The sequence below is a fragment of the Blautia massiliensis (ex Liu et al. 2021) genome (genome assembly GCF_052064225.1).
Classification (GTDB): Bacteria; Bacillota; Clostridia; order Lachnospirales; family Lachnospiraceae; genus Blautia_A; species Blautia_A fusiformis.
The window spans coordinates 48,099-74,012 of record NZ_JBQHWA010000010.1 but is presented as its reverse complement, the minus strand read 5'-3'; the positions used below and the strand labels follow the sequence as shown (position 1 = coordinate 74,012).

Genomic DNA, 25,914 nt, shown 5'->3' with positions numbered 1-25,914 from the left:
TGTGGAATTAAAAAAAGAAAGCATGCAGATATTAAAGGAAAAAAGCAGGGCAAAAAGTCAGATCACTTTTGATGAGGATTTTAATGTACCGGATGTAAAACCGGATGCAGGAAGACTGATCCAGAATAAGGGCAGGATCATTATGGATGATGTCCGTCTTACTGACGGGAAAGGTATTCTTACGGGAAATCTGCAGGTAGATATCCTTTATGTGGGGGAAGAAAGAGGGATCGTCAGCAGTCTTACTGCAAAACTTCCATTTGAGGAAACCTTGAACCTGAAGGATATCATAAACGGGGATAAAATGTGTCTGAAGTGGGAAATTGAAGATCTTACGATCCGCCTGATCCATTCCAGAAAGCTCAATATCAAAGCTTTGGTAACTTTTTGTGCGACTGTGGATGAAACGGAACAGATCCGCCTGCCGGTGGCGCTGGATGCAGAAGAGGTATCCGTCAGAAAAAAAACAGTCCGTTTTCTGGGACTTACCGTACATAAAAAAGATACACTCCGGATCAAGGATGAGTATACCATTGCCTCCAATCGTCCGGATATCGCCAGCCTGATCTGGTATACTATGGATGTACGGGGACTGGATCTGAAGCCGGAGGAAAATGTGGTAAAGGCAAGGGGAGAGCTGTCTGTTTTTGTGCTGTACGGAGCAGAAGATACAGAAGCCCCGGTGCAGTGGCTGGAATATTCGCTGCCTTTTTCCGGAGAAGTGGAATGTCCGGACTGCACGGAGGAACTGATCCCGCTGATCGAAGTTTCGGTGATGCATCAGAGTCTGGAGGCCAAACCGGATGTCGATGGGGAAGAACGGATCCTTGTTTCGGATGTTGTGCTGGAGCTGGATATGAAATTTTTCAGGGAAGAGGAATATGATCTTATTACCGATGTGTATACACCGATCCGTGAATGTGTTCCGGAAGGAAAGAATGAGGTACTGGAACGGCTTCTGGTACGTAATTTTTCCAGATGCAGGATCAGTGACAGGATCCAGGTAAAGGAGACTCAGGGAAAAGTCCTCCAGCTGTGTCACAGTCAGGGAAAAGTGAAGATCGATAAGACCAGGATCGTAGAGAACGGTGTGCAGGCAGATGGCGTGGTTATGCTGAAGATCCTGTACATTATTGGAAATGATGATATGCCGTTTTATTCCATGGAGGCAATGATACCGTTTTCCCATATGGTGGAAGCAAGAGGGATCCGACAGGACAGCTGTTATCAGTTAAAAGCAAAGCTGGAGCAGCTTTCCGCAGCCATGGCAGATGGAAATGAGATCGAGATCCGGGCAACTGTAGGACTGGAGCTTCTGGCAGTTGCCAGAGAACCGGTATTTGTCATTGAGAAAGTAGAGGAAAAACCACTGGATATGAAAAAACTCCAGGCTATGCCGGGAATCCTGGTTTATATGGTAAAACCGGGAGATGAATTGTGGGATATCGCAAGGAAATATCACACATCTATCCAGGAGATCCGGACGATCAATGCTCTCAAGGAAAATCAGGAACCCTCTCCGGGAACTCCGCTTCTTGTTGTGAAAAAAGTGGAAGGTCAGATCAAATAAAAAGTGGAATATTTTGCTGTTGAAAAGAATGTAAAAATCATATAAAATACATGTATAAATACTGTATACAAAGTACAAATGGAGGGGCTTATGCGTTTAAAAGCAATGGCAAAGATCAATCTCGGACTTGATGTTCTGGGAAAGAGAGAGGACGGTTATCATGAGGTACGCATGATCATGCAGACCATCCGTATGTATGATATCCTGGATATCAGAAAGACCAGACGGCCGGGGATCGTACTGACGACCAATCTTCCGTTTATTCCTACAGATCAGAGAAATCTTGTATATAAGGCAGCACAGATGCTGATGGAGGAGTTCGATGTTGAAGAGGGACTTTCCATCAAGCTTCGTAAATTTATCCCGGTGGCAGCAGGCATGGCAGGAGGCAGCTCCGATGCAGCGGCCGCATTTGTGGGTGTGAACCGGATGTTCCATTTAGGGCTTACCGAAGAACAGCTGATGGAACGTGCAGTAAAGGTCGGAGCAGATGTTCCGTATTGTATCATGCGGGGAACAGCTCTTGCGGAGGGAATCGGAGAGAAGCTGACCAGACTTCCGGAAGTTCCGAAATGTTATGTTCTGATAGGAAAACCGGGGATCAATGTTTCCACAAAAACAGCCTATGAGAATCTGAATCTGGAAGGGATCGGAAAACATCCGGACATCGATGGACTCATCGGAGCTATCAGAAATAATGATCTGTATGCCATGGCATCCAGAATGGAGAATGTATTTGAACCGGGGATCATCCGACAGTATCCTGTGATCGGCAATATCAAAAATCTTATGGAAGAAAAAGGTGCGCTGAAAGCCGTGATGAGCGGAAGCGGTCCTACTGTGTTTGGAATCTTTGATAACAGAGATAAGATGGCCGCGGCAGCCAGAAGCCTCAGAAAGAGCGGGCTTGCAAAGACTGTATTTGCCACGGATATTTACAATAGAGATGGAGGAGTTACAAATGACAAGTGATTTTTCTGTGGATATGAATGAATATCTGCCGCTTCGGGATGTTGTTTTTAACACCTTGCGGCAGGCAATCCTGAAGGGAGAGCTGAAGCCGGGCGAAAGACTTCTGGAGATCGCCCTTGCAGAGCGTCTTGGCGTGAGCAGAACACCGGTGCGTGAGGCTATGCGTAAGCTGGAGCAGGAAGGTCTTGTAGTGATGATCCCACGCAGAGGTGCACAGGTAGCCAGCATCACAGAGAAGGATCTGAACGATGTTCTGGAGGTGCGTATCGCCCTCGAAAATGTTGCCATAGAAAAAGCGTGCAAGCTGATCACAGAGGATGAGCTGGGAAGGCTCTGGGTGGCAGCCAAGGAATTTGAAAAAACAAAAGCAGAGGGAAATCTGGTCCGTCTGGCGGAAACCGATGTGGCTTTCCACGAGATCATATATCAGGCTTCTGATAATAAGCGTCTGAATCAGGTCCTGAATAATCTCCGTGAGCAGATGTACCGTTATCGTGTAGAGTATCTGAAGGAGGAGCAGACAAGAAATCTTCTGGTCAGTGAGCATGAAGAACTGGTAAAAGCCATCCGTGAAGGAGATGTGCAAAAGGCGCAGGATATTTCTTTCCATCATCTGGAGAATCAACGAAAAGCGATCATCCGTACTATCCGCGCGGAGAATGAGGCCAAAGAGGCCGAGAAAAAAGAATAAGAACCGGATATGCGGGAATATTAAGAGAGATGTCATTGGGGCATCTCTTTTTTTAACCGAATCAAGTAAGTCCCCTGTTTCAATTGCGAAAAGCAATAAGCAGTGGGGGAACTTGCTGTAAAGGATGGTGACTTTATGGAAACAAGGAAGATATCGATATCTCTTCATGAAAATGAATCGTATATCCGGAAACGGTGTGAAAACTGCGATGATATCCTGATCAGGCCCATGCGCCTTGGTGAGGGACATAAGGCGGACTGTCTGATGGTCTATATTGAGGTTGCGGTTTCAAACATGATGCTGGATGATTCTGCTATCGGAAAAATGATCAATCATTTCTGGGAGATCCCGGAGGAAAAGATCCGGGAATTTATCCGCCGAAACAGTCTTGGAATTGCAGATGTGAAGGAGCTGTCTTCCATGGAGGAGGTATTTGGTGCCATTCTTTCGGGAAATGCAGTTTTCTTTCTGGATGGATACGACAAAGCAATGAAAATTTCCAGTAAAGGATATCCGGGGCTGGCTGTATCAGAGGTGAAAACGGAAAAGGTCCTCAGAGGCTCCAAGGAGGGCTTCTGTGACAGTGTAAAAACCAATGCGGCCCTTGTGAGAAAGCGGATCCGGGATACCAGGCTGAAGGTGGAGCAGAGCAGCATCGGTGTACGCTCCAATACGGTGGTACAGCTTCTTTATGTGGAGGATCTGGTCCATGAGGAGCTTCTGACTGCTGTGAAAGAGCGCCTGGAATCTTTTGCAGTGGACGGGATCCTGGACAGCGGGATGCTGGAACAGCTGACAGAAGAAGCATGGTATTCTCCTTTTCCTCAGTTTCAGACAACGGAGCGGCCGGACCGGGCAGCCCAGGAGCTGCTGAATGGAAAAGCAGTTCTGCTCTGTGACAACTCGCCGGTGGCACTGGTGGTTCCCGGAGCATTCAACAGCTTTATGGAAAGCAGTGAAGACTGGTACAACCGTTTTGAGATGGCATCCTTCCTGCGGGTGCTCCGGTATCTGGCCATGGCTGTGGCAACGCTGCTCCCCGGACTTTATCTGGCTGTGATCCGGTTTCATACACAGATCCTTCCGGCGAATCTGATCCTTTCCTTTGCACAGGCAAGAGAGGGCGTTCCATTTTCCAGTGTAGTGGAGCTGGTGTTCCTGGAACTGTCTTTTGAGCTGATACGGGAGGCTGGTGTGCGGATCCCGGGAGCTCTTGGAAATGCCATTGGGATCGTAGGAGGACTGATCATCGGACAGGCTGCGGTGGAGGCCAATCTTGTCAGCCCGGTGGTAGTGATCATCGTGGCACTGACAGCACTGGGATCACTGGCTATACCTAATGAGGAATTTGCTTCTGCATTCCGGCTTCTGAAGTACGCTTTTCTGTTTCTGGGAGGATTTCTAGGTATATTCGGAATCGTGTTGGGACTGTATCTCACCATGGCGCATCTGGCAGGACTTTTAAGCTTCGGTGTCCCATATCTGGTACCTTTTGTAGAGAAGAACAGTGAGGCGGAAACCGGTGGAAGGATTTTGCGACAGCCCTTCCGGAAGCGGAAATTCCGGCCGCTGTATGCCAGAAATGCCCAGAAACGCAGGCTTCGGACAAGGCCATGGAGCCGGAAAGGATAAAGGTTATGAGATTTGCGGAGAATAACAGGATTTCCCACAGACAGCTTTTTCGGCAGATCATACTGGTGTTTCCGGCGCCGTTTCTGCTGTGCCTGTTTAAGAATGGAGCGATGTTGGGCATCAGTGCCATGGCAGGGACAGCTGCTGCGGCCGTAGTGCTCTCTTTTTATGTGATCTGGCTGATACGTCTGACACCTGCATATGGAGAGCTTTCCAAAAGGACAGGAAGTTTTACTGTACGATTTATCGGACTGTTCTTTTTGGTATATGTGATCGCAAGTTCGGCATTTCTTTCGGGCCTTCTGGGGGAGGTGATCCCGGAAAGTCTGATCAGCGGGATTTCCGGAAAATGGCTGTCTCTTCTTGCAGTTGCAGCCTGTAGTCTGGGAACGCATCGCGGAATGCAGAGAAGAGGGCGGATCGCTGAGGTGTCCGGAAGGATTTTTCTGGCAGGAATCCTTCTTCTGATGCTTTTATGTGCAGGGCAGGGAAAAACAGAGTACTTTATGGAAGTGATGAAAGATCCGGAAACAGGATTTACAGGAGAGCGATGGCTCCGTGATCTGTATACACTTTTGTGTGCTTTTTCAGGAGCAGGACTTCTTCCCTTCGGGCTGGAGTATGCAAAAAAACAGGGAAGTGCCAGAAAACCTGTGATCCTGGCTTTTCTTACAGTTTGCGGGATCATTTTTGGAATGCAGCTCCTTCTTCCGGCAGTCTTTGGAGGTGCACGCCTTAAAAACGAGATCTGTCCGGTACTGCCTCTTCTGGAGGGTGCAGATCTTCCGGGAAACGTACTGGCGAGATTTGATGTGATATGGATGGGATTTCTGGTATTCGGACTTTTGTTTTCTCTGGGAAGTTTGTTTCATTACGGAAATCAGATCGCGGAAAAAACCGGATTCGGGACCGGCCGGTACTGGATCCCGGCAGCAGGCTGGCTGCTTTCCCTGTATGAGAGAAACGGGATGGGGATACGGGAGTATTATGGCTGGTATCTGGGGTACATCTTTGTGCCGTTTCTGCTTGTGATACAGCTTTTTCTCAGTACGGAAAACCGGGGAAGACGGAAGAAAAAAGTAACTGTGGCAGGACTTGTCCTGGTCATCACTTTGACGGGATCAGGCTGTGCGGCAGTAGAACCGGAAAAAAGAGCTTATCCGCTGGCACTGGGGGCCGGTGTTTCAGAGAATGGCTTTGTGCTGAAATATGCAATGCCGGATATGAGTACAGCTACCGGACAGGAAAAACCGGACGAAGATCCGATTTCTGTGCTGACTCTTTCCGGCCGGGACTTTCAGGAGATCGAGGCAGTCTACAACCGGTCTCAGGAAAAATTTCTGGATCTGGGTCATCTTGAAGTGCTGATCCTGGATGAACAGATCCTGGAAGAGGGATCCCGGGAAGCACTGATCGGATATCTGAAGCAGGAAGAGCATATCGGAGAGGATGTCTACGTGTTCCGGACGGATATGCTGGGAGATGTTTTTTACTGGAAAGGAGCCCGGGAAAGCTCCATAGGGGAATACCTTCAGGGAATCCAGGAGAACCGCACATCCGGGCAGCAGAAGAAGGGTGTGACTCTGCGGGAGGTATATCATCAGTTCTGTCAGGATGGAACGCTGCCCTGGCTTCCGGAGATATGGGTGGAAGGTGAGCTTCTGGAAGTGGATTACGGCAGTAATGAATAGATGGGAGCCGGACTGTTAATAATACAGATGATGATCAGTACGATAAATCGTACAGTATATCTCTGGATAAGATCATCAGAAGATTTTTGACAGGAGGGCTTTCTCATGGAGCATATAAAAATGAAGAAGCATGTATTAAAAAAAGCAGGAGGGTTCCTTTTGCTCACGGCAGTGATCCTTGCAGGGAGTACCTGGGAGAGAAGAACTGCCGGTGATCGGCAGCCACAGTTTTATGCCTGGTGGGGAACAATCTATCCGGAATTCTGTTTTGAAAAAGCAGAGGATAACGGGGAAAATAAGCCGGTGAAGATATCCTTCTGGCTTGCGCAAGCCCTGGATTGGTGATACAATATTTCAACGGACCAATCACGTTCGATTAATTATTTCAGGAGATAAGATCAATGAATATAGACAGAAACGCACCGGTGGGTGTGTTTGATTCCGGTATCGGAGGACTGACAGTAGCCAGGGAGATCATGCGCAATCTCCCATCGGAAAAAATCGTATATTTCGGAGACACAGCCAGAGTTCCCTATGGAAGCAAATCCAGAGAAACGGTGATCCGTTATTCCCGCCAGATCATTCATTTTCTGCAGGAACAGAAGGTGAAGGCCATTGTGGTGGCCTGTAATACAGCCAGTGCATTTGCTCTGGATGCGGTGAAGGATGAACTGGATATCCCGATCCTTGGAGTGATCGAGGCCGGTGCCAAAGTTGCTGCCCAGGAAACCAGAAATAAACGGGTGGGCATTATCGGAACGGTGGGCACGGTAGGAAGCGGTATCCATGCCTCTTATCTGAAGGAACTGGATCCGGAGATCACCGTGATCGGAAAAGCGTGCCCGCTGTTTGTTCCGCTGGTAGAAGAGGGCTGGTATCATGATCCGGTCACCGAGGAAGTTGCGAGAAGATATCTGAAGGAGCTGCAGGAGCAGAAGATCGATACACTGATCCTCGGATGTACGCACTATCCTCTTTTAAGATCTACCATCCGCAAGATCATGGGTGAGGAGGTCTGCCTTGTGAATCCTGCATATGAGACGGCGCTGGAGCTTAAAAAGTTACTCTCCAGACTGGATCTTGCCAGCAATGAGGTAGCACAGGAGGAATTTCCGTATCGTTTTTATGTAAGTGATCTTGCAGAGAAGTTTAAGGATTTTGCCAATTCCATCCTGCCGTATAACGTAGAAAAAACACAGAAGATCGATATCGAAAAATATTAAACAGATCTGTACATAAATGATAGGAGAAAAGAATGCAGAAAGAAGTTTTGATCCATGTAAGAGGGCTTCAGATGATGGATGCACAGGGGGATCAGGAACCTATAGAGATCATTGTTCCGGGACAGTATTATTTCCGCAATGGTTCTCATTACCTCAGATATGAGGAACTGCTGGATGAAACAGCAGAGCCCACCATCAATTACATAAAAGTATCCGGAAAGGGTCTGGAGGTCAGCAAGAAGGGTCTGGTCAATGTACACATGGTATTTGAACAGGGCAAAAAAAACATGACCTATTATACTACCCCTTACGGAACACTTCAGATGGGGATCTCAGCTACGAATCTGGAGCTGACGGAAAGCGAAGAGAACCTTCAGATTAAAGCAGATTATGCGCTGGATATGAATGAAGAACATGTGGCAGACTGCTATCTGGCGATCCAGGTACAGCCAAGAGACTGCAAGGATTTTGTTTTATAGATCCTGCAGAAAATAAAAGATATATAATTACACTACATAAGAAAAGCCGCCGTGCATCAGGGGAATTCCTGAAAGCATGGCGGCTGTTTTGGATTCTGATCATTTACGGAATCTTGCGAGGAAGCCTTTTTTCTTCTTCTGTGGTGCTTCGAGAGAACCACGGATTCCTTTTACGCCAACGATGTAAAGGCCGCTGACTTCAGCTTTGATCTCTTTTTTGACCGGGATCAGATCAAAAACTTTTTCATCTGCAATAAGGATGTTGATCTTCGGACCGACTTTGGCTTTTACGATCGGAAGCTTGGACCGGCGCATAAGCTTAGGTGTCTGGTCGATGACCATCTGTGGAAGTCCGGAATCTTTCAGCGGCATCCGTTTTTTATCGATGACCAGCATGGAAACTGTCTGCTTGTTAGCCTGGATCTGAGCCTGCTGTTCGTCCTGTTTTTTCTGAGCTTTTTTTCCGAAGAAATAGAGTGCGATCACTGCTGCGATCAGAATAACGAGGATGACCAGAAGAACGATGGTAACTGTACTCATTTGAGAATCCCCCTGTATATATATTTGTTTCGCAATCGGTTACATTACGCAAACAACATTTTAGCATTGTTTCGTCAAAAAGGCAATTAAAAAAGTGAAAAAGACAGGTGGAACGGTGGAAATTTCAGCAGTTACCAGTTATAATGATTACGATGCAGTTCATCTGTGTATGCTGCAGAGATTAGAGGACATAACTATCTTTGAGCTAACATATGTAATGGATAAACCAGAGATGGAGGAAATATTATATGAAAGAGAACAAGCCCCGGGGAACCCGACCGGAAATGGGGACTCCTGAGTATGAAGAATGGCGGAAAGAGGTATTGAAACGCCGCAGAAAGCGCCAGCTTAAGGAACGCAGAAAACGTCTGGCCATCATAACAGCGGCAATGATCGTCGCAGTCGGGGCATCAGTAGGGGTCGGTGCACTGAAGGGCAGAAGTGAGAAGGCTTCAAAAGAGAAGATGGTTTCTTCTGACAAACAGAAAGAACAGACTGTTTCCGGAGAAAAAGCTTTAGAAGCAGGTACTAAAAATACAGAGACCGCTTCCAAAGATACTCTCGCAGAGGCAGAGCTTCTGGCCAGTCAGTATAACTATGACAAAGCTATCGATCTTCTGAAAAAGGCTCCGTCCTATGATTCGGATAAGAAGATGCAGGCAGCTGCAAAAAAATACGAAGACATAAAAGCAACCTGTACGGCATGGCCCCTTGAAAAGGTGACACATGTCTTTTATCATATTTTGATCAAGGATCCATCCAAAGCGTTTGACGGAGACTACAAAGAAGCAGATTATAATCAGGTCATGACAACCATTGATGAGTTTAACAAGATTACGCAGATCATGTATGACAAGGGCTATGTGATGGTAAGCATCAAGGACATGGCAAAGGCAGACGACAACGGGAATATCACAGAGGGAGAGATCCTTCTTCCGCCTGGGAAAACGCCGTTTGTCCTCTCACAGGATGATGTATGCTATTATCATTACATGGACGGTGACGGCTATGCCACGAAGCTGATCGTGGATGATAAAGGAAAGATCCGCAATGAATATGTGGAAGATGACGGAAGTGTCTCCGTGGGAGATTACGACATGGTTCCGCTGATCGACCGTTTTGTGGAAAAGCATCCGGATTTTTCATACCGCGGTGCAAAAGGAATCCTGGCACTTACCGGATACAACGGGATCCTGGGATACCGTACCGACGAAAGCTATGAGACCCGTCCGGCAGATCTGGATGAGAATAAAGTACAGTGGCTGGATGAACATCCGGATTTCAGCCTGGAAAAAGAACGGACAGCCGCAAAAAAGGTTGCCGATGCCATGAAGGCAGAAGGCTGGGAATTTGCGAGCCATACCTGGGGACATCAGAATGTGGGACAGGTCACACTGGAGAAGCTTCAGGCAGATACCGAACGTTTCAAGAAAAATGTAGATCCGCTGATCGGGGGAACGGATGTTATCATTTTTGCTTTTGGAACCGACATTACCAATGACCAGGAGTATTCCGGGGATAAATTCGAATATCTGAAGGGGCAGGGATATAATTATTACTGCAACGTGGATTCCAGCCAGTATTATGTACAGATCCGGGATCGGTACTTCCGTCAGGGAAGACGGAATCTGGATGGATACCGTATGTATTATAATCCGGAACTGTTATCCGATCTTTTTGACGTAAAAGATGTTTTTGATCCGGCAAGACCGACACCGGTACCGCCGATGTAACGGTCATATCCGGAGATACGAGGGGACTTTTAGAAAGGGGCATATATATTATTATGAAGAAAAAAATTGCAGGTGTACTGACAACAGTGCTTGCGGCGTCACTTCTTGTGGGCGGAAACCATCCGGTCACTGTTCAGGTGGACAATATGATTTCCGGGACACAGGATGACGAGGATACACAGTCTGATGAAGCGGAAGCAGAAGCTGCGGAAGCCGAAGAAGAACAGTCCGAAGAAGCCAAAGTAGCAGCGGATCCGGAGGACCAGCCGGCAGCTGCCGAGACACCGAAGGAAGAAAAAAAGGCAGAAAAAGAAACACAGAAAAGAGAAGCTGCCGAGAACAGCTCCGACAGTACTTCCTCAGACGAAAAAACACTTCTCAAAAAAGCCAAAAAACTGGCACAGCAGTATGATTACACCGGCGCGATCTCCGTGTTGAAAAACAACTGGAAATTTGCCACCAGTGACAAGATGCAGGAAGCAGCAGCAGCCTACATGAAAAAAAGAGATGCCTGTGTGGAATATCCACTTGAGAATATCACCCATGTATTTTTTCATTCCCTGATCGTGAATACCTCACTGGCCTTTGACGGAGATTCCGATGAGGCCGGATATAATCAGATGATGACCACAGTCAGCGAGTTCAAAAAAATGCTCCAGATCATGTATGATAAGGGTTACGTACTGGTGAGTCCTCATGATATGGCTGTGATCAATGATGACGGAACCATGAGCAGGGGAAAGATCATGCTGCCGGAAGGCAAGATTCCTTTTGTTCTTTCAGAGGATGACGTCAGCTACTATCATTATATGGACGGAGACGGATTTGCCACAAAGCTGGTGATCGACGACAACGGAGATATCAAATGCGAGTATAAGAAGGCAGACGGTACAGTTGTGACCGGAGATTACGATGTGGTGCCGATCCTGGATTCCTTTATCAAAGAACATCCGGATTTTTCCTATCATGGAAGAAAGGGTATCCTGGCAATGACCGGTTATAATGGTGTTCTGGGCTACCGTACAGATGGGGCATATAAGACCAAGAAGAATCTTCAGGATGACCAGAAGGCTTTTCTCAAGGCCAATCCGGATTTTGACTATGATAAAGAAGTAAAAGCAGCCAAAAAAGTGGCGAAGGCCATGAAAAAGGACGGGTGGGAATTTGCAAGCCATACCTGGGGTCACAGAAACGCTACAAGCTCCACAGCAGCGGAGTTGAAGACCGATAATAAAAAATGGGAAAAATATGTGGCACCCATCCTCGGAAAAACCGATATGATCATTTTTGCCTTTGGTGCGGATATCGGCGACTGGGAAGGATACACCTCGGATAATGAGAAGTATGAGTATTACAAAAGCCGTGGCTACCGCTATTTCTGCAATGTAGATTCCAGTCAGTATTTTGTGCAGATCACAAGTGAATATTTCCGTCAGGGAAGACGGAATCTGGATGGATACAGAATGTATTACAATCCGGATATGCTCAGTGACCTGTTTGATGTATCGGAGGTGTGGGATTCTTCCAGACCGACACCGGTACCGGAAATGTAAGACAGCAAACACACTTTACAAATCTGTATAAAAAAAGATTATAATCGAACCGACAGTACTTGATGAAGGGAGTAGGTTATGAAGAAAAAAGCATATCTCATGGTTCTTGCACTGTGTGCGGCACTGGCGATCACTGCATGTGGCACATCAACAGACCAGAAAGATGACAAAAAACCTGCAGCAGAAGCGCAGGATACAACAGATAAAGAAGATTCCGGATCTGCAGATTCCAAAGAGTCAGAAGAAACGGATTCCAATAAAGACAGCGAAGAGGCAGCCTCCGGAGATACAAGGCTTGTTTCCGTGGATGATGTGAGCAAATATGTGACCATCGGAGAATATAAGGGACTGACTCTTGATAACACAGTAGAAGCCGTAACCGATGATATGGTTGACGGAAGGATCAAGGAAGAACTTCAGAACAAGGCTGAGGAAGTAACGGAAGGCAGTGTTCAGAACGGAGATGTGGTTACCATTAATTATGTGGGAACCAAGGACGGAGTGGCTTTTGACGGCGGTACTGCAAATAATTATGAGCTGACCATAGGCTCCGGAACGTTTATCGACGGATTTGAGGACGGGATCATCGGAATGAAAAAAGGTGAGACCAAGGATCTCGATCTGACTTTCCCGAAGGAATACTCTTCGGAAGAGCTGGCCGGACAGGAAGTGGTATTTAAGGTCACTCTGCAGAGCTTTAAGCGTGCACCTGAGCTTACCGATACCTGGGTAGCCAAGAATACAGACTGCAAGAGTGTGGATGATTACAAGAAGGAAATCCGTACCACACTGGAGGATGAAGCGAAGACAAGTGCACAGAACACATTGCGTGAAACTGCATGGAACACAGTGCTCTCAGCATCTGAAGTGAAGGAATATCCACAGGAGGATCTGGATACAGCCAAGACAGAGTTTCGCAGTCTGTATGAGAATTATGCAAAACAGGGTGATATGACGCTGGAGGATTTTGTAAAAGCTCAGGGAATCTCCATGGATGATTTTGAGGAGCAGAGCGGTCAGTATGCGGAGTTTAAAGTAAAGCAGAACCTGATCGTACAGGGGATCATGGATGCGGAGAATATGACACTTGAAGACAAAAAATCTCTCAGTATCCAGGATGAACTGATCAAAGCATACAGTGTGAAGGATCTGGCTGCGCTGGTAGATAAATACGGACAGGCAGCCGTGGATGAATCCATCGGACTTCTCAGAGTGGAAGATTTTATCCTGGACAATGCAACGGTTGAGGAGAAGGTTTCTGCCGGTGATACCCAGGGAGTAAACGGAGATGATCCTTCCTCGGACGGAAGCAGTGCGGAAGGTACCGTGGATGAAGAGCTGGAAGCGGCAGAGACTACAGATATGGTGCCGGAAGACGGCGAGGCGGATCAGGATGCAGCGGGTCAGGAGTGATCGGACAGTATCAGCGGCTAAAAAAGTGTGGTGCCCGGAATGTGTTCCGGGTACCATTTTTTTTACATGTGCATCGCGAAGTGTGTTACTGAGAACGGAGTGAACAGTAACAAATTAAGAGATTCTTTCGGGAATTTCCATTGTATTTAAGCGTTAAATGCGGTATGATTAAAGAGAGACATTAAATATCAAAGAAAGATATGGGTATATAAACGGGGATGTAAAAAATGGACAAAAGAGTTTTGCGTGAGAGGATGCGCAGAAAACAGCAGCAGTTAAGACGGCGGCGGATGATGAAGCGGATAACCTGTGTAGTTGCGGCGATTCTTCTGCTGGTTTTTGTTGTTCGAGGGGTAATTCTTCCCATCGTCAACCATGCAGGCGGCGGAAGCAATAAGGATGCGGAGACAGTAAATGTCCAGGCAAATACCGCCGGAGCTTCCACAGGAAGCAGTACGAAGGACGGTACGGCATCGACGGATACGGCTGCTTCGGATACAGACAGCGCGGATTCCGGTACGGATGCAACGGTGATGCCGGTAAAGGGCAGTGCAGCAGGCGAAAGGCTTTCTGTTATGACTCCGGGATGGCATGAGGATTCTACAGGAAAGTGGTATCAGAATCCAGATGGTACATATTATGTAAATGGTTTTGCGGATATTGACGGAACAACATACAGCTTTGATAAAAAGGGATACATGCAGACCGGATGGGTGGAGAAAGGTGTGAAGGACTATTATTTTAATGAGGAGGGCTCTTATGATCCTTCCAAGAAGCGCCCGATGATCGCTCTGACCTTTGATGATGGTCCTGGAGAGTATACAGAGACACTTCTTGATACTGTTGAGAAATATAATATCCATGTTACGTTCTTTATGCTGGGACAGAATGTGGAGGGCCGTGAATCTACCATACAGCGAATGGTAAAGCTTGGCTGCGAGATCGGTAACCATACTTGGGATCATCAGGAACTGCCGAATATGGACCTTGATTCTGCTTTGCAGGAGTTCCAGAAGACGGATGATGCACTGGTAAAAGCCTGTGGGCAGGCATCAACGGTATGTCGTGCACCGTATGGCGCGATCACAGATGAGCAGATGAGTGCAGTTGGCAAGCCTTTCTTCATGTGGTCTACGGATTCTCTGGACTGGAAGCTGATGGATGCGGATGCAGATTATAATCAGATCATGAATGATTCTTCCTTGGGAGATGGTTCTATCATCCTGATGCATGATATTCATGAACCATCTGTGAAGTGTGCCACAGAGAAGCTGATCCCGGCACTGATCGACCAGGGATATAAGCTTGTAACAGTCAGCGAGCTTGCAGAAGCGAAGGATGTTACGTTACAGAGTACTTCCTATTCTGACTTCTGGGACAGCTCTCTTCAGGCTGGTCGTGTTGCAGGATATGCAGGAAATTCCAGCGATTCAGAGGATTCCTCTGAGGATGGCTCCGATGGAAGCGATTCTTCTGACGGATCGGATGTCAGTGACGGATCTTCCGATGAAGGGGACTATTCCGATGGCTCTGACGAAAGTGATTATTCTGATGGATCTTTCGATGATGGAAGCTATGATGACGGTTCCTACGACGAATCTTATGACGATGGAAGCGAAGAATATTAAAAAATAACAGGAGAGACCTGAATGACAAAATGTGCGTCATTCAGGTCTCTTTTTTGACTTTATCTGACACTGTCGGATAATAGACACATATTAGCCGGAGAGGGTTTTTCCTTGACTGAAAATATGGGGATTGGTATAATTATAGAATAAAAAACTCCACTTAAAATTGGGGAATGGACGGTGGCAGAACTATAAAGGGAGGTACCTGAAAATGGGAAAGAAATTACAATTTACGGAGCTTGACCAGTATCTGTTTGGTCAGGGCACGAATTATGATATTTACAGGAAGCTGGGAGCACATCCAGATACGCAGAACCGGAAAAAAGGGGTTTATTTTGCAGTGTGGGCACCTAATGCACAGGCGGTTTCTGTTATAGGTGAATTCAACGAATGGGATACGGAGAAGAATCCCATGAAAAAAGTTGGACCCATTGGCGTTTATGAGACATTTGTACCGGGAGCGAAGATCGGACAGCTGTATAAATTTTACATTACAGGTGCACATGGTGAGGAGCTTTACAAGGCAGATCCATATGCCAATGCCGCTGAAATGCGTCCCGGAACAGCCTCTCGTATTACAGATATCACCAACTATAAATGGAAAGATGATACCTGGATGAAAAATCGCGAGAACTTTGATCCGGACACAAGTGCCATGTCTATCTATGAGGTGCATCCGGGTTCCTGGATGAAGCATCCGCAGACAGCAGAGGATGAGGATGGTTTCTATTCCTACAGAGAACTGGCGCCGAAGCTTGCACAGTATGTCAAAAAAATGGGATACACCCATGTGGAGCTTATGGGTATCGCAGAGCATCCTTTTGACGGTTCCTGGGGCTATCAGGTAACCGGCTATTACGCACCGACTTCCCGCTACGGAACACCGCAGGATTTCAAATATCTGGTGGATTATCTTCACCGTCAGAAAATCGGTATCATTCTTGACTGGGTACCGGCACATTTTCCGAAGGATGCACACGGACTGGTTAACTTTGACGGAACTGCTGTATATGAGCATGCAGATCCGAGACAGGGTGAGCATCCGGATTGGGGAACCAAGATCTACAATTACGGACGTCCGGAGGTGAAGAATTTCCTGATCGCAAACGCTCTTTACTGGGTAGAGGAATGCCACGTTGATGGTCTTCGTGTAGATGCGGTTGCATCCATGCTCTACCTGGATTACGGTAAGAAAGACGGTGAGTGGATCGCCAATAAATACGGTGGAAACAAGAATCTGGAGGCTATTGAATTTTTTAAGCATCTGAATACCGTTGTTCTCGGAAGAAATCATGGAACTGTCATGATCGCAGAGGAATCTACCGCATGGCCGATGGTAACAGGTAAGGCAGAAGACGACGGGCTTGGATTCTCTCTGAAGTGGAATATGGGCTGGATGAACGACTTCCTGGAATACATGAAGCTGGATCCATATTTCCGTAAATTTAATCATAATAAGATGACATTTTCTATGACTTATGCATACAGTGAGAAATATGTTCTGGTTCTGTCTCATGATGAGGTAGTACATCTGAAGTGTTCTATGCTGGAGAAGATGCCAGGAGAGCTGGATGATAAATTCAAGAACCTGAAGGCCGGATATACTTTTATGTTCGGGCATCCGGGTAAGAAGCTTCTGTTTATGGGACAGGATTTCGGACAGCTGCGTGAGTGGAGTGAGGCCAGAGAGCTTGACTGGTATCTTCTTGGCGAGGAAAATCATCAGAAGCTGCAGCAGTATGTCAGTGATCTTCTGCATATCTACCGCAAATATCCGGCACTTTACGGTGCAGATAATGATCCATCTGCATTTGAGTGGATCAATGCCAACGATGGCGACAGAAGTATCTTCAGCTTTGTGAGAAAATCTCCTACAAGACGTAATAATATCCTGATAGTATGCAACTTTACACCGGTAGCACGTCCGGATTACCGTGTAGGCGTTCCGAAGAAAAAACAGTACAAGCTGATCATGGATGAGCAGGGGCTTCTTCCGAAGGGCAAGGTATTTAAAGCCGAAAAGAAAAATTGTGACAACCGGGAATTTTCTTTTGCATATCCGTTGGAAGCTTATGGAGTTGGTATATTTACATACTGATATTCTGTATAGCGAAATCTTTGAAAGAAAATATAAAAGATAAAATAAAAATACCGGAGATCTGTGTACCTTTGAAGTGTTGGCTTCAGAAGTGCCGGATCTCCGGTATTTTATGAATCAGGGTATAGACTGGTTACGAAAAGTTATTGCTATTCTTCGCTATCATCGTAGGAACCATCATCGTAGGAACCGTCGTCGTAGGAACCATCGTCGTAGGAACCATCATCGTAGGAAACGTCATCGTAGGAACCGTCGTCAGAGTAACTGTCGTCGTAGGAACCGTCATCCGAGGAGTCGTCTGTGCTGCCTGAGTTATTATCAGCAGAGTTAAAGTCTTCGGAAGTGATGTCAATGCCTTTATCTGCGTAATATTTTTCTGCTGTGATGGAGTCGGTATCTTCTACGACATTTCCGGATGCATCGATCATGTTCAGGTCTGTGTCAATGGTCACATCAAGGAGGTTGGTTCCTGTGGATGGAGTGACATTCATGGACATGATCTCGTTGAACTTCTTTTTCAGGTTGTCAAGAGTGAATACACCGGAGCCAATGTATGACTGTACACCGTTCTGAGATGCAAGTTCTTCTGTGTAATCGGAAAGCATATATGGTCCGAATTCACCGGCATCGCTGTTGTAATGCATGACCAGAGGTTCCACTGTAGGGGTCAGGATCTCAATTGAGGTCTTGCCGTCCTGTACGGTTTTCTGAATGGTGAATTTTGCCATTCCGCCGAGAAGTTCTTCCAGCTTCTGCTGGGTGGATACGAAATTTCCCAGAGAGTAGAAGACTACAGTTTCATTGCCTTTGTCATCAGTAAGGCGGCCATATGGCTGGAGTACATGTGGATGTCCGCCGATGATGACATTTACGCCCTGCTCCATAAGGTAGGCTGCCCACTGTTTTTCGTATTCGTTTGGCATGGTTTCGTCTTCGGTACCCCAGTGTGCTACAAAGATGATGCAGTCGGCCTGCTGTTTTGCTTTCTGGATCATGGCTGTAATCTTGTCTTTGCGGATCATGTCGATCATGTAGTCTTTTCCTTCAATGCCGCCTACGTTTGTGCCGTAGGTGTAATCCAGAAATGCGATCTTGATACCGTTTACTTCACGGATCTTGACGGTGTCGGCATCTTCCTGGGAGTCGTGGATCCCCAGAAGTGTGACATCCGGATATTTGGTTTTCCAGAAGTTCAGTGTGTCTGTGAGGAAGCCTTCTCCGAAGTCATCGATATGGTTGTTGGCGGATTCTACTACGTTGAATCCTGCTTTTATAATGGCGTCTCCTACTTCTGTGGGTGTTGCAAAGGATGGGTAGGAGCTTACGCTGTCATGGTCGGTTGTGAAGACGGTTTCCTGATCGATCATTTTGATGTCTGCGTCCTTGATGGCGTCCTGGATGTGGGTGTAGATCTTGTCGTAGTTCCAGTTGCCGTCAGAGGATGCGCCTGCGTCGATGAGACTCTGGTGATAGAGGTTGTCGCCTACTGCGATGACGGAGGCAGTGGTAGTTTCGGCAGTGGTGTCGGCTGCTTCCTGATCGGCCTTGGCTTTGACTGCCGCGGCTTTTTTCTGGGCGTCTATGGCTGGTTTGCGGATGAGGCGGTAGTCCAGTTGATTGAAGAAGAGGACCAGGATCGCAAGGACGATGACGGATGCCATAAGACTTACGCGGGCATTGCTGCGTTCGCGGAAGTTCAGGGGGATGTTGTCCTTGGGGTTGCGCCGGGTTTCTCTGAGGGGCTCCGGGGTGGAGCTTTTTTTGAAGACTCCTTTGAGGGAGTCGGGGATTTTGATGTTGGGTGGAAATTTCATTTATGTTTTACCTTGTCTTTCTTTGGATTTTGAATGCGATTGATTGGTGATTGTTCGCTTTGTGATTTTTGATTTTTGTTGCGTGGTTGTATTATAGCAGATTTTTATTTTGGTGGGAAGAGGGTGGTGGGGGTGAACGTACGCCCGAGCCGGGGATGCTGTCTGGTCTGCGGCTTCGTCGGGGGCTGGCTTCTAGGCTGCCGGGAATCTGCTAAAAGCGTTTTCCAAAAGTCCGAACTCGCGTCTTGCAGCCGCTCAGACAGCGGACTTTTGAAAAACAACGCAGATTTCCGCCAGCCAAGAATCAGCTCCCCTCCTGCAGAGGCAGACCAGACAGCATCCCCGGCTCGGGCTGTGAGGTTCAAGGCGGTAGGGCTAGGGTGGCTGGGCGGGAGTTGGATGAGCCGTCAGCGCTGCGCTGGACGGCGTGGAGGAAAGGCTGAGTTTCCTTGTGGTTTGATGGGAAGGGGGGTGGGCCGAGGCGCTTCGCTGTCGGCTGGGAGTGTGTCGAGGTGCTTCGCTGTCGGCTGGGAGTGTGTCGAGGTGCTTCGCTGTCGGCTGGGAGTGTGTCGAGGCGCTTCGTTGTCGACTGGGAGTGTGTCGAATTGTGGTGGAATTTTTGGATGGGTTTTGCGTGATTTTTTTTCTGGTGTATGGTATGGTTGGTATATCTTATAAGATCTTTTGTCTGTATGGACATTCTTGGAGCTTCGGGTTCTGAAGCGTTTTCCATTTTTTGTTACTGTGAAGGTTATGAAAATCCGTTTTATGGGGTTTTTATGTTTTCTTTGTGTGGTATAATTTATATATCAGTAGGAGTGTTAATGAATAACAATACTATATTTGACGATGTTTTCCGGACAATGGTGGAGAAGATGACTTACCTGCTCGTTCCGCTTATCAACGAGGTGTTTCATACCTCATATCCGAAGGATGTGAAGATCGTGCATCTTCGGAATGAGCATCAGCTGGAGGACGGGGAACTGATCACGGATGCCCAGCTTTTGATCGGGGATAAGGTGTATCATATTGAGTGTCAGAGTACGGATGATACTACGATGGCGATCCGAATGTTTGAGTATGATTTTGCGATTGCTTTGGAGAGTAGGCGGAGAGTAGGACGGAAGTTTTATGTGGAGTTTCCGAGATCATGTGTAATTTATTTAAGATCTACGAAGAATACGCCGGATGTTGAGGAAGTGGAGCTGCTGCTTCCGGATGGGCAGGTGTGTGTATATCGTGTTCCGACGGTGAAGGTGGAGCGTTATACAAAGGATAGCATTTTTGAGAAGAATTTACTGATGTTACTTCCGTTTTATGTAATGAGATACGAGGAGTCGGCGCATATAATAGGGGAGGATTCTGAGAAACTACGAAGATTATTGAATGAATATGAAACTATACGGATGAATCTGGAGAAAGAGCTTTCGATGTCTGGAAGGTCTGATCTATATACAGATTTGAATAGATTGATTGTAAGGATATCAGATTACATTTTCCGAAAAGAAGAAAAATCAAGGAGTAGATGAAGTTATGGGTGGAAAGGTTTTACAGTTGGAATCGGAACGCTTGTTTGAGCTGGGAGAAGCACGTGGGAAAATTATTGGAAAAGCAGAAGGAAAAGCAGAGGGAAAAGCAGAGGGCGAGGCTATTGGAGAAACGAGGATGAGGATGTTGATCAATCGTTTGATCGCGGATGGTCGAATGGATGAGATTGGGAAAATCATAGACAGTGCGGAGGCTTGCAGGGAGTTGTATAAAGAGTATGGTTTGTGAGAAATAAAGAGGATATTTTGTTACTGGTGACAAATGTCAGATTTTTACAGAAGAGAGGATATAAACATGGGTGTTTACAGGCGTAAGGCACAGTATCATGAGACGGATCAGATGGGGATCATCCATCATTCCAATTATGTGAAATGGATGGAAGAGGCCCGGATCGATTTCATGAAGGAGTTGGGCTTTGGTTATGGTGAGGTGGAGAAGCGGGGGATTGTTTCTCCGGTTGCAGGGGTTTCAGTTTCTTATAAGAAGCCGGTGCTTTTTGATGATGTAGTAGGGATTTCGGTTTCGGTGAAGAAGTACAGTGGTGTGGTTCTGGAGCTGGCTTATGAGTTTTTTAATGTGACCAGAAGTGAGGTTTGTACAGAGGCTTCCTCGAAGCATTGTTTTACCAGGAATGGGGAGCTGGTTTCTCTGAAAAAAGAGATTCCGGAACTGGATGTGCTGTTCAGAAGCTGTGTGAAGGGGGATTGAGTCTGATGGAAGTTGTGGAGATGCTTGATAATCTGAAGGAAAAGGCCCGCAGGGACCCGGCGCTTCGGGAGATGTTGCTTGCTACCCGCAGGGAGAAAGAGCCGCTGGCTGCTTTCTGTAAGAAGTGCCGGGAGCTTGGGGTTCCGGTTTATGAGATGGATCTGATCGCAGCTGGTGAGGAATTTTATGCAGCGATGAAGAGGAGTACCAATGGCGGCGGAGAGAATTCTCCGATGCTTGAGGGTGAGGATGATTTTTATGAACTGTTTTTTGCTGGGTTGGAGTGAAAAAACAGTTTCAAAATTCCGCATCAATATACTTCTCCAGCACCGGGAACTGTACACCACCGATCTTTAGTACCTGGCTGTGGAAAGCTTTCAGATCAAAGTCCTGGCCAAGGCGGTTCTGTTCGGAAGTGCGTAAGTCCAGAAGGCTTAAGTAGCCCCAGTAGTATTTCAGATAATTTCCCGGGGTTTCCAGGATATACTGGTAGATCTCGGAGACAACGGCGCTGTCTTCGATACCAAAGGCTTTCAGAAAGCTGGCGGCTTCGGCCTGAGTCCAGCCGTTGTAATGGATCTCAATGTCCAGAAGGGAGTACATGCATAAATTGATGCTTCGGTTCAGCCAGGAGATCCTGGCAAGCTCTGTGGCAGAAGGATCCTGAATATAATCGGCGGCGTACTGGTAGGCATAGGGTTCGATGTAGGTGGCCCATCCTTCTGCAAAGCCGGAGGTGCAGAGAAGATTTCGGATGTTGGAGGATTTTTGGCGTTGGAAGGTGACAGTCTGGTAAAGATGCCCCGGGAATCCTTCATGTGCCAGTGTGGTAAAAAGCTCCAGGCCCTGGTAGCTGGCAGCCGGATTTATGTAGATCACATTGGGGGTTCCGGTATCCATAGGTGGGGTGAGATAAAAGGCAGGGCTTAGATATTCTTTCATGGAATCGTGGACTGTGCGGAGCTCAAAGGTGACATCTGTGAGAGGTGGGAAGTCTGTTTGGATCTTCTGCTGCAAGGCATTCAGCATCTGGGCAGGCTTTATTTCTCTGAAAGTGATTCCCCGGCTGAGAGTAGTCAGAAGCTCCGGGTTTTGTCGAAGTATGGTTCCTGCGATGCCGATCTCGTCGGAAAGCTGTCCGGAGAGTCGTTTTTCCATTTGCTTTACAGGAACGTAAGAGCCGGTCTGACTCTGAAGAAGATAGAGATAGTAGGCTTTCCCTCCCTTGAAATAAGTCAGGCCACGAGTGTTTTTTCCTGTGCCACGCAAAGCTTCCAGACCGGTCATAAGTTCCTGATAGGCTGGGATGACTTCTGTTTTCATAAGATTTTGGTGGGCCAGGAGCAGAGCGTTCTGCTCTGGCATGGAAAGCTTTCCGTATTCAGAGAGTTTTTTCTGAAAGATATTCAGCATATAGCTGCTGTCGGGATTCCGGATAAAAGAACTGCATTGTGCCAGGATCCGGTCCAGTGTGGTGTCACTCATAAAAAAACCAGCTTCGGATTTCTTTTTCTCAAATTCCAGGATGCTCCGAAAGTATGGGCGGATGGTGGTGAGAAGAGTGAGATAGTCGGTGATATCACGATCTTCATAAAAGGCATATTCCGCCAGAAGAACCGGAAGCTGAGCCTGAATACCAAGACTTGGGCCAAGAGGCTCCTGAAGCAGATAATTGTCGCCCAGTGATTTTTCCGTGTGGTAATAGAGGAGCATGGAGTCCAGCGTCAGCTGATTTTCCGTAGAAAGGCGGCTGTAGCGGAAGGATTTCAGCTTTTTTTCGTACTGGCTGCAGATCTGGTATGTATTTTTCATATCTGTGGGGACAGTGCCAAGAGAAGCTTTTTTTCGCCGGATACCCTGTTTTTCCGGATGTGCCAGGGTATAATGGAGGGTAAGGGTGCTGCCGGAAACTTCATTTTGAAAAACTTTTCCGGAAAAAGCTTCGAATTTTCCGTTTTCTGTGATCCCGTGAGTGGAAAAATAACCGGCAGTAAGGCCGGTGAGAAGTGCCAGGATAAGAAGCAGAGTGATGAAAATAGGAGATTTATTTTTCCTGATTTTAAGAGACATAAGACAGTCTTTCATTACTGTTTACAGACAGATACCATGTGGAGAGTACTGATGGTCTCGAAGCAAACAGTAACGTCCTTTCAGAGTGGCGCTTTGTTCTATCATATTGGAAAATTACGGAATTTATGATATTATGTGAGCGGAAATATACAAAAATGGAGAAATAACATGAGTGATATTTATGATCTTGCAATTTTAGGCGGAGGTCCGGCAGGGATCACGGCAGCGATCTATGCGTCCAGGGCCAGGTTAAATACCATATGGATCGATAAAAACTTTGCACCGGGCGGTCAGGTCACAGCTACCTATGCGGTGGATAATTATCCGGGAATGCCGGGGATATCGGGCATGGATCTCGGAGAAGCCTTTGGGGCGCATGCCCGGAAGCTGGGATTGGAACCGCAGCGAGAGAAGATTCTTTCCCTGGAAAATATTTCCGGAGAGATCAAGACGATTCGTACAAAAAAGCATGAATATCAGGCGAAAGCTCTGATCCTTGCCTTTGGGGCAGAGCACCGGAAGCTGGATATCCCGGGAGAGGATGATCTGAGCGGCCTTGGTGTTTCCTACTGCGCTACCTGTGACGGAGCTTTTTATAAGGATCGGACTGCAGTGGTAGTGGGGGGAGGAAACGTGGCAGCAGAGGATGCAGTTTTTCTTTCCGGCCTCTGTGAAAGGGTATATCTTGTTCATCGCCGTGATGCGCTTCGAGCAGATCAGGCACTTCAGGAGAAAGTCTTTGCCTGTGAGAATATAGAAATGGTGTGGGACAGTGTTCCCCTTGAGATCCTGGGACAGGATGAAGTGACCGGTCTTAAGATCCGTAATATAAAAACAAATGAAGAGAGGGAACTGACCGCAGAAGGTGTTTTCATTGCTGTGGGGATCGTTCCTAATACAACACTTGTAAAGGACCAGCTCAAGCTGGATGAAAATGGATATATCTGTGCAGGAGAAGAGGGTGTTGCCAGCGCACCTGGGGTTTTTGCAGCGGGGGATATTCGTACCAAGGCACTTCGCCAGATAGTAACTGCTGTTTCAGACGGAGCCAATGCAGTGGCTTCCGCACAGAAATATCTCTGGAGGAAAGATAATGGCAACGATTAAGGAAATCGCGCAAAGAGCAGGCGTGAGTACAACAACTGTTTCCAACGTCATACATGGAAAAACAAAAAAAGTATCTCCTGCCAATATTCAGAAGATCGAGAATCTTATCCGGGAGATGGGGTATGTCCAGAAAATGGGACTGAGAGTTCTGAATAAAGAAAAATCCCAGCTGATCGCAGTTGTGATCAATTATCATAAAGACTTCAAGGATTCTATCATCGGAGATCCTTTTTATGGAAAGATCATCGGTTTTATCGAGAAATACGTGCAGGAACTGGGATATTATCTGATGCTGTATTCCGCAAAGGATACAGATAAGATATTCCAGATGGTCATGGGCTGGGATGTAGATGGTGTTATTGCCATTTCCTTCAGCAAAAGCAACTGCGAAAAAATCTATCAGCTGATCAACAAACCGATCGTTTCTATTGATGCATATGGTGAGCTTGATGCAGGCCAGGAAAACCATGTCCTGAATATCGGACTGGACGACGAAAGTGGCGGCTATCTTATGACAAAATATCTTCTGGAATGCGGCTATGAGCATATCCAGGTTTGTGCAGGCCGTGATAATGGTGTGGATCATCTTCGTTACATGGGCGCTCAGCGGGCGGCGAAGGATTTTGCAAAGAAAAAGCAGAAGGTGCAGTTTACCGCTCTTGGAATGAACTACGCCAAACGAAAAGAAAGCTATGCGTGGCTGCTCCAGCGGAAAAAACCAAAGGCCGCACTGTTTTTCCTGTCGGACCTCTATGCATTGGAGGCTATCAGCTTTTTCAGCAGTCGTGGAGTAAAGATTCCGGAGGAGATCGGAATTGCAGGATACGATAACATCAGTTATGCGGAATTTTCCGTGCCTCGTCTGACTACTATCAGTCAGAATGTGGAGCAGAAGGCGTCTCTTGCAGTGGAAATTCTGATGGAACGGATCAATGGAGTGGAAAAAGAGCGTGAAAATGAGATCATGCTTCCGGTCACGCTGATCCCCAGGAGATCTGTACAGCCGCAGCATGAGGAAAAGTAAGTCTGCAGAGAATGTATCTGATCTGATCAGGGGGTAGATACGAGAAGTCACTGCAGAACTGTGAAAAACAGAAAATCGGGACTTTCAATATAGTAAGAGTACAGAGAATCTGAGATATAAAGATATCAAAAGCCGAAATATACGGGAACTGTCAGTGTCTGACAGTCAGAGTATTTTCGGCTTTTTGTAAATTTACCTGAAATCGTAAAAGAGTTATCCTGTGTAGGTTCGTGCTGAAGATGTGGATAATAAGCATTTGCTGTTCTATGTGAAACCTGCACAAAACTATGATTTTGAACTTGTTACAATGATAGGTTATGTACATAACCTATTTACACAGCCTAACTTTGATGCTATAGTGTGAACACAAAGGTTAGGTACATAACCAAAGGGAAAGAGTACAGAAGGAGTGAATACCAG

General features: G+C 46.8%; 23 protein-coding genes. 20 read left to right on the top strand and 3 right to left on the bottom strand.

Annotated features, from left to right (window positions below; all coding sequences use genetic code 11):
* Position 1: 1 nt before the first annotated feature.
* The 8 genes from ACTNDQ_RS05790 (at position 2) to ACTNDQ_RS05755 (ending at position 8,258) form a co-directional block, all read left to right on the top strand.
* Entirely contained in the window at positions 2–1,570 is a 1,569-nt protein-coding gene (locus tag ACTNDQ_RS05790; protein WP_278795586.1) for a DUF3794 and LysM peptidoglycan-binding domain-containing protein, read from the top strand.
* Positions 1,571–1,660: 90 nt separating this feature from the next.
* Positions 1,661–2,542, top strand: coding sequence for a 4-(cytidine 5'-diphospho)-2-C-methyl-D-erythritol kinase (ispE, locus tag ACTNDQ_RS05785; RefSeq protein ID WP_015525345.1), 882 nt, complete (start codon positions 1,661–1,663; stop codon positions 2,540–2,542).
* Positions 2,532–3,233, top strand: a complete 702-nt coding sequence (locus ACTNDQ_RS05780; protein ID WP_022427303.1) for a GntR family transcriptional regulator — start codon at positions 2,532–2,534, stop codon at positions 3,231–3,233. The genes ispE and ACTNDQ_RS05780 overlap by 11 nt, the downstream gene beginning before the upstream one ends.
* Before the next feature lie 135 nt (positions 3,234–3,368).
* On the top strand, positions 3,369–4,865 hold the full coding sequence (locus ACTNDQ_RS05775; protein WP_022427304.1) for a spore germination protein: 1,497 nt from the start codon (positions 3,369–3,371) through the stop codon (positions 4,863–4,865).
* 5 nt (positions 4,866–4,870) lie between these two features.
* The gene (locus ACTNDQ_RS05770) at positions 4,871–6,556 is read left to right on the top strand and encodes a GerAB/ArcD/ProY family transporter (protein ID WP_441064100.1); all 1,686 of its coding nucleotides are present in this window, start codon (positions 4,871–4,873) and stop codon (positions 6,554–6,556) included.
* A gap of 105 nt (positions 6,557–6,661) precedes the next feature.
* Positions 6,662–6,901, top strand: a complete 240-nt coding sequence (locus tag ACTNDQ_RS05765) for a hypothetical protein (protein WP_021653073.1) — start codon at positions 6,662–6,664, stop codon at positions 6,899–6,901.
* Positions 6,902–6,957: 56 nt separating this feature from the next.
* Positions 6,958–7,779 (top strand): glutamate racemase, encoded by an 822-nt coding sequence (murI, locus tag ACTNDQ_RS05760; RefSeq protein ID WP_441064098.1) that lies wholly within the window; start codon positions 6,958–6,960, stop codon positions 7,777–7,779.
* A 32-nt stretch (positions 7,780–7,811) separates the two neighbouring features.
* The gene (locus ACTNDQ_RS05755; protein ID WP_021653071.1) at positions 7,812–8,258 is read left to right on the top strand and encodes a DUF1934 domain-containing protein; all 447 of its coding nucleotides are present in this window, start codon (positions 7,812–7,814) and stop codon (positions 8,256–8,258) included.
* Between the two features lie 99 nt (positions 8,259–8,357).
* On the opposite strand, the gene ACTNDQ_RS05750 is transcribed toward ACTNDQ_RS05755, so the two are convergent.
* Positions 8,358–8,798 carry a type IV pilin gene (locus ACTNDQ_RS05750; protein WP_021653070.1) on the bottom strand — a complete coding sequence of 147 codons (441 nt, stop codon included), beginning with the start codon at positions 8,796–8,798 and terminating at the stop codon, positions 8,358–8,360.
* Between the two features lie 94 nt (positions 8,799–8,892).
* Here ACTNDQ_RS05750 and ACTNDQ_RS05745 point away from each other — a divergent pair, with 94 nt between their 5' ends.
* The 6 genes from ACTNDQ_RS05745 (at position 8,893) to glgB (ending at position 17,223) form a co-directional block, all read left to right on the top strand.
* Positions 8,893–9,096 carry a hypothetical protein gene (locus tag ACTNDQ_RS05745; RefSeq protein WP_278795590.1) on the top strand — a complete coding sequence of 68 codons (204 nt, stop codon included), beginning with the start codon at positions 8,893–8,895 and terminating at the stop codon, positions 9,094–9,096.
* The gene (locus ACTNDQ_RS05740; RefSeq protein WP_320810294.1) at positions 9,047–10,531 is read left to right on the top strand and encodes a polysaccharide deacetylase family protein; all 1,485 of its coding nucleotides are present in this window, start codon (positions 9,047–9,049) and stop codon (positions 10,529–10,531) included. Before ACTNDQ_RS05745 ends, ACTNDQ_RS05740 begins: the two co-directional genes overlap by 50 nt.
* Before the next feature lie 53 nt (positions 10,532–10,584).
* Positions 10,585–12,084 carry a polysaccharide deacetylase family protein gene (locus tag ACTNDQ_RS05735; RefSeq protein ID WP_441064095.1) on the top strand — a complete coding sequence of 500 codons (1,500 nt, stop codon included), beginning with the start codon at positions 10,585–10,587 and terminating at the stop codon, positions 12,082–12,084.
* 78 nt (positions 12,085–12,162) lie between these two features.
* Positions 12,163–13,497 (top strand): trigger factor, encoded by a 1,335-nt coding sequence (tig, locus tag ACTNDQ_RS05730; protein WP_278795593.1) that lies wholly within the window; start codon positions 12,163–12,165, stop codon positions 13,495–13,497.
* Positions 13,498–13,724: 227 nt separating this feature from the next.
* Complete coding sequence (locus ACTNDQ_RS05725; RefSeq protein ID WP_288823443.1) at positions 13,725–15,125, top strand: polysaccharide deacetylase family protein; 1,401 nt, start codon at positions 13,725–13,727, stop codon at positions 15,123–15,125.
* Between the two features lie 211 nt (positions 15,126–15,336).
* Positions 15,337–17,223 carry a 1,4-alpha-glucan branching protein GlgB gene (glgB, locus tag ACTNDQ_RS05720; RefSeq protein WP_021653063.1) on the top strand — a complete coding sequence of 629 codons (1,887 nt, stop codon included), beginning with the start codon at positions 15,337–15,339 and terminating at the stop codon, positions 17,221–17,223.
* Positions 17,224–17,372: 149 nt separating this feature from the next.
* Here glgB and ACTNDQ_RS05715 read toward each other — a convergent pair whose 3' ends face one another.
* Positions 17,373–19,037: a CapA family protein gene (locus tag ACTNDQ_RS05715; protein WP_441064092.1), complete on the bottom strand. Its 1,665-nt coding sequence runs from the start codon at positions 19,035–19,037 to the stop codon at positions 17,373–17,375.
* Between the two features lie 824 nt (positions 19,038–19,861).
* Between ACTNDQ_RS05715 and ACTNDQ_RS05710 the strand changes: the two genes are divergently transcribed.
* From ACTNDQ_RS05710 to ACTNDQ_RS05695, 4 genes are all read left to right on the top strand, one after another.
* Positions 19,862–20,566 carry a hypothetical protein gene (locus ACTNDQ_RS05710; RefSeq protein WP_441064090.1) on the top strand — a complete coding sequence of 235 codons (705 nt, stop codon included), beginning with the start codon at positions 19,862–19,864 and terminating at the stop codon, positions 20,564–20,566.
* A 4-nt stretch (positions 20,567–20,570) separates the two neighbouring features.
* Entirely contained in the window at positions 20,571–20,813 is a 243-nt protein-coding gene (locus tag ACTNDQ_RS05705) for a hypothetical protein (protein WP_441064088.1), read from the top strand.
* A gap of 66 nt (positions 20,814–20,879) precedes the next feature.
* Complete coding sequence (locus ACTNDQ_RS05700) at positions 20,880–21,293, top strand: acyl-CoA thioesterase (RefSeq protein ID WP_227945569.1); 414 nt, start codon at positions 20,880–20,882, stop codon at positions 21,291–21,293.
* Positions 21,294–21,298: 5 nt separating this feature from the next.
* The gene (locus ACTNDQ_RS05695; protein ID WP_015525365.1) at positions 21,299–21,580 is read left to right on the top strand and encodes a hypothetical protein; all 282 of its coding nucleotides are present in this window, start codon (positions 21,299–21,301) and stop codon (positions 21,578–21,580) included.
* A 10-nt stretch (positions 21,581–21,590) separates the two neighbouring features.
* Here ACTNDQ_RS05695 and ACTNDQ_RS05690 read toward each other — a convergent pair whose 3' ends face one another.
* Positions 21,591–23,363 (bottom strand): DUF885 domain-containing protein, encoded by a 1,773-nt coding sequence (locus ACTNDQ_RS05690; protein ID WP_278795599.1) that lies wholly within the window; start codon positions 23,361–23,363, stop codon positions 21,591–21,593.
* A 168-nt stretch (positions 23,364–23,531) separates the two neighbouring features.
* On the opposite strand from ACTNDQ_RS05690, the gene trxB reads away from it, so the two are divergent.
* Positions 23,532–24,470 (top strand): thioredoxin-disulfide reductase, encoded by a 939-nt coding sequence (trxB, locus tag ACTNDQ_RS05685; protein WP_441064087.1) that lies wholly within the window; start codon positions 23,532–23,534, stop codon positions 24,468–24,470.
* A complete protein-coding gene (locus tag ACTNDQ_RS05680) occupies positions 24,457–25,494 on the top strand; it encodes a LacI family DNA-binding transcriptional regulator (protein ID WP_227574146.1) in 1,038 nt (345 codons plus the stop codon). The genes trxB and ACTNDQ_RS05680 overlap by 14 nt, the downstream gene beginning before the upstream one ends.
* The last annotated feature ends 420 nt before the right edge of the window (positions 25,495–25,914 follow it).